The following is a 3,673-nucleotide window of genomic DNA, read 5'->3' on the forward strand; positions in this document are numbered from 1 at the left end:
CCACTGCGGGGCGCGGCGCGAACCCTGGCGGGCGCGGCCGGTGCCCTTCTGCCGCCACGGCTTGGCGCCACCGCCGGAGACCTCGCCCCGGGTCTTGGTGGCGTGCGTGCCCTGGCGGGCCGCGGCCTGCTGGGCCACCACGACCTGGTGGATCAGCGGCACGTTGGTCTGGACGTCGAACAGCTCGCCCGGCAGGTCGGCCGTGGTCGAGGAGGTGCCGAGCACGTTCACGGTGCGGGTCTCGCTCATGCCTGAGCTCCCTTCTTGGCCGCCGTGCGCAGCACGACGAGGGCGCCCTTGGGGCCGGGCACGGAGCCCTTGACCAGGATCAGCCCGCGCTCCGCGTCGACGGCGTGGATGGTCAGGTTCTGCACGGTCACCTTCTCGACACCCATCCGGCCGGCCATCCGGGTGCCCTTGAAGACGTGGCCGGGGGTGGCGCAGGCGCCGATGGAGCCCGGCGAACGGTGCTTGCGGTGCACGCCGTGGGTGGCGCGCAGGCCGCCGAAGCCGTGGCGCTTCATGACGCCCGCGGTGCCCTTGCCCTTGGTCACACCGGTGACGTCGACGATCTCCGCCTGGGCGAAGGTGTCGGCGGTCAGTTCCTGGCCGAGGGTGTAGGTGCTGGCGTCGGCGGTGCGCAGCTCGACGAGGTGCTTGCGCGGGGTGACGCCGGCCTTGTCGAAGTGGCCGGCGGCCGGCTTGGTGACGCTCTTGGCCTTGACCGCACCGAAGCCCAGCTGGACGGCGGAGTAGCCGTCCACGTCGGGCGTGCGGACCTGGGTCACGACGCAGGGACCCGCCTGGATCACGGTCACCGGGACGACGCGGTTGTTCTCGTCCCAGACCTGGGTCATGCCGAGCTTGGTGCCCAGCAGGCCCTTCACGTTGGTTTCGCTCATCTCGTCTGACCTCACGGAAGCTTGATCTCGATGTCGACACCCGCCGGCAGGTCGAGCCGCATCAGCGAGTCGACGGTCTTCGGCGTGGGATCGAGGATGTCGATGAGCCGCTTGTGGGTACGCATCTCGAAGTGCTCGCGGCTGTCCTTGTACTTGTGCGGCGAACGGATCACGCAGAACACGTTCTTCTCGGTGGGCAGGGGCACGGGCCCCGCCACCTTGGCGCCGGTACGGGTCACGGTGTCGACGATCTTCTTCGCCGAGGAGTCAATGACCTCGTGGTCGTAGGCCCGGAGTCGGATCCGGATCTTCTGTCCCGCCACTGGTTCGTCCTTCTTCTCGTCTTCCTCCCCCGGTGCATCTTCCGGAGAAGCACGTCTCTCCGACCCCCGGGGTCGGGCGTGTCGAACCACGTCTGGGCCGCGCATGACCGATCTTTGATGGGTCGTGGTAGGGCCCGGCACGTCAGCGCCAGACTTGCCGGGGGGCCGCCAGAACTGGCGTCCCCGTCGGAGCAACCTGTCGATTCTTTCATGCTGGGCGCTGCGATGCCAAATCTCACAGCTTTGGCAGAGTTGCCCGGGTGACCTCACCCTCGACGCCGTCGTCCCGCACCGTCAAGCCTGGCCGGACCGGGCTGGGCGTCGGCCTCGGTCTGGCCGCCTCGCTGGCCTTCGCGACGTCGGGCACCTTCGCCCGTCCGCTGATGGACGCCGGCTGGACGCCGGGCGCCGCGGTGTTCTGGCGGGTCGCCGCTGCGGCGCTCCTGCTGCTGCCGGTCGGGCTGTGGGTGATGCGGGGACGCCTGCGCGTGGTGGTCGCAGAGTGGCGCACCGTGGTCTGCTTCGGAGCGCTCGCCGTGGCCGTGGCCCAGCTGATGTACTTCGCCGCCGTCTCCCGGGTGAGCGTCGGCGTGGCCCTGCTGCTGGAGTACCTGGCGCCGGTGGCGCTGGTCCTGCTCGCCTGGCTGCGGACGCGGCGCGCGCCGTCCCGACTGGTGCTGGCGGGCACGGCGACCAGCCTGGTCGGGCTCTTCTGCGTGCTCGATCTCACCGGGGCACGGCTCGACCCGCTCGGTGTGCTGTTCGGCCTGTGCGCGATGGTCGGCGCGGCCGCCTACTTCGTGTTGGGCGCGCGTGGGTCGCGGCTGCACCCCCTGGCGCTGCCCGCCTTCGGCCTGCCGGTCGGTGCGGTCGCGCTGGGCCTGGCCGTGCTGGTCGGGGCGCTGCCCTACTCCGCGCCGCTGGTGGACGTGCGACTGATGGGCGCGTCGGTGCCGTGGTGGGTTCCCCTGTCGGTGGTGGTGCTCGCGGCCACCGTGGTGGCGTACGCGCTCGGCGTGGCCGGCATCGCCATGATGGGAGAGCGGCTGTCGAGCTTCGTCAGCCTCTCGGAGGTGCTGTTCGCGGCGCTGATCGCCGCGACCGTGCTGGGCGAGATCCCCCGGGCCATACAGGTGCTCGGTGGCGGGCTGATCGTGGCCGGCGTGGTGCTGATCCGGGCGTCCACCGGCGCCGCGCCGGCCCGCCGGCCAGCCCTGCTCGAGGAGCTCGAGGCCGGGCAGGAGGGTTGAGCCCACGCTCCGCCCGGCGCCGCCACCGCGTACCCGCTGACCTCGCGCGCCGAAGTCGCGACATCCTGCGGACCTGCTTGTGCGCCGCGGCCCGGGCCGAGGACCGCTTCGGGAACGGGGTGCCCCGCGAGCCCGGGGTCCCGCGCTGGAGCGCCGTGCTCGCGGGCACCCGATTGTCGCCGGGCTCCGGGCGTGATGGGGTGGACTCGTGCACGACACCGTCAGCGCCGGGCCGGAGCCCGGGCCAAGCCCTCGGACGAGCCCGGCCGGCGACGTCGACTATGAGGCCGGCGGTGCCGGCTACGCGCACCGGCGACGACCGGACCCGCGCATCGCGACCCTGATCCGTGCCGGGCTCGGCGACGCCCGCACAGTGGTGAACGTCGGCGCCGGTGCCGGCTCCTACGAACCCGACGATCTCGACGTGGTGGCCGTCGAGCCGTCAGCCAGGATGCGGGCACAACGCCCGGCGGGCTCGGCGCCCGTCGTCGACGCGACGGCCGAGCGCCTGCCTTTTCCCGACGACGCGTTCGAGGCGGCGATGGCGACCGTGACCATCCACCAGTGGCGCGACCCGGCGGCGGGGCTTCGCGAACTCCGGCGGGTGAGCAGCGGACCGGTGGTCCTGCTGACCTTCGATCCCGACGCGGTACCGGGCTGGTGGCTGAACACCTATGTACCCGAGGTGTTCGCCGCAGAGGCCGCCCGCTACCCCGCGATCGACGCGATCCGCGCCGTCCTGGGCGGCTCGACGACCGTGACGCCGGTGCCGATCCCGCTGGACTGCACCGACGGCTTCACCGAGGCGTTCTACGGGCGCCCCGAGGCCTTCCTCGACCCGGCCGTACGGGCCGCGCAGTCAGCCTGGCACTTCGCCGATCCCGGCGCGGTCGCCGCCGGTCTCGACCGGCTGGCGGCCGACCTGGCATCCGGTGCCTGGGACGCGCGGCACGGCCGCTTGCGCACCCTGCCGGAGTTCGGCGGGGCCGTCCGCCTCGTGGTCGCACAGCCCTGAGACCGCCGAAGTCGTACGACTGCTGCCTCCCGTCCGGGTCCGGAACCGGCTCAGCCCTACCGTGGCCCCATGACCCGGACTCTGCCCCACCGCGCCGCCCTCGGCGCGGCCCTGTCCCTGCTGCTCGGCGCCGCCCCGGTGGTGGGCGGCCCCGCTCCCGCCGCAGCCGCCGCGACGACCTGC

Annotated in this window: 5 protein-coding genes; 2 read left to right on the top strand and 3 right to left on the bottom strand. The window is 72.8% G+C overall.

What is annotated here, in order from left to right:
• The 3 genes from rplD to rpsJ form a co-directional block, all read right to left on the bottom strand.
• The coding region (rplD, locus tag QM633_RS04750) for a 50S ribosomal protein L4 (RefSeq protein WP_415152582.1) at positions 1-249 on the bottom strand (249 nt) is incomplete at its 3' end.
• Positions 246-902, bottom strand: coding sequence for a 50S ribosomal protein L3 (gene rplC, locus QM633_RS04755; RefSeq protein ID WP_415152583.1), 657 nt, complete (start codon positions 900-902; stop codon positions 246-248). The genes rplD and rplC, both read right to left, overlap by 4 nt.
• A gap of 11 nt (positions 903-913) precedes the next feature.
• A complete protein-coding gene (rpsJ, locus tag QM633_RS04760) occupies positions 914-1,225 on the bottom strand; it encodes a 30S ribosomal protein S10 (RefSeq protein WP_020488540.1) in 312 nt (103 codons plus the stop codon).
• A gap of 260 nt (positions 1,226-1,485) precedes the next feature.
• Between rpsJ and QM633_RS04765 the strand changes: the two genes are divergently transcribed.
• Both QM633_RS04765 and QM633_RS04770 read left to right on the top strand, forming a co-directional pair.
• Positions 1,486-2,475 carry an EamA family transporter gene (locus QM633_RS04765; RefSeq protein WP_415152584.1) on the top strand — a complete coding sequence of 330 codons (990 nt, stop codon included), beginning with the start codon at positions 1,486-1,488 and terminating at the stop codon, positions 2,473-2,475.
• 208 nt (positions 2,476-2,683) lie between these two features.
• Positions 2,684-3,490 carry a class I SAM-dependent methyltransferase gene (locus QM633_RS04770; RefSeq protein WP_415152585.1) on the top strand — a complete coding sequence of 269 codons (807 nt, stop codon included), beginning with the start codon at positions 2,684-2,686 and terminating at the stop codon, positions 3,488-3,490.
• Positions 3,491-3,673: the final 183 nt, after the last annotated feature.

Source organism: Propionicimonas sp., assembly GCF_047606205.1.
Lineage (GTDB): Bacteria > Actinomycetota > Actinomycetes > Propionibacteriales > Propionibacteriaceae > Propionicimonas.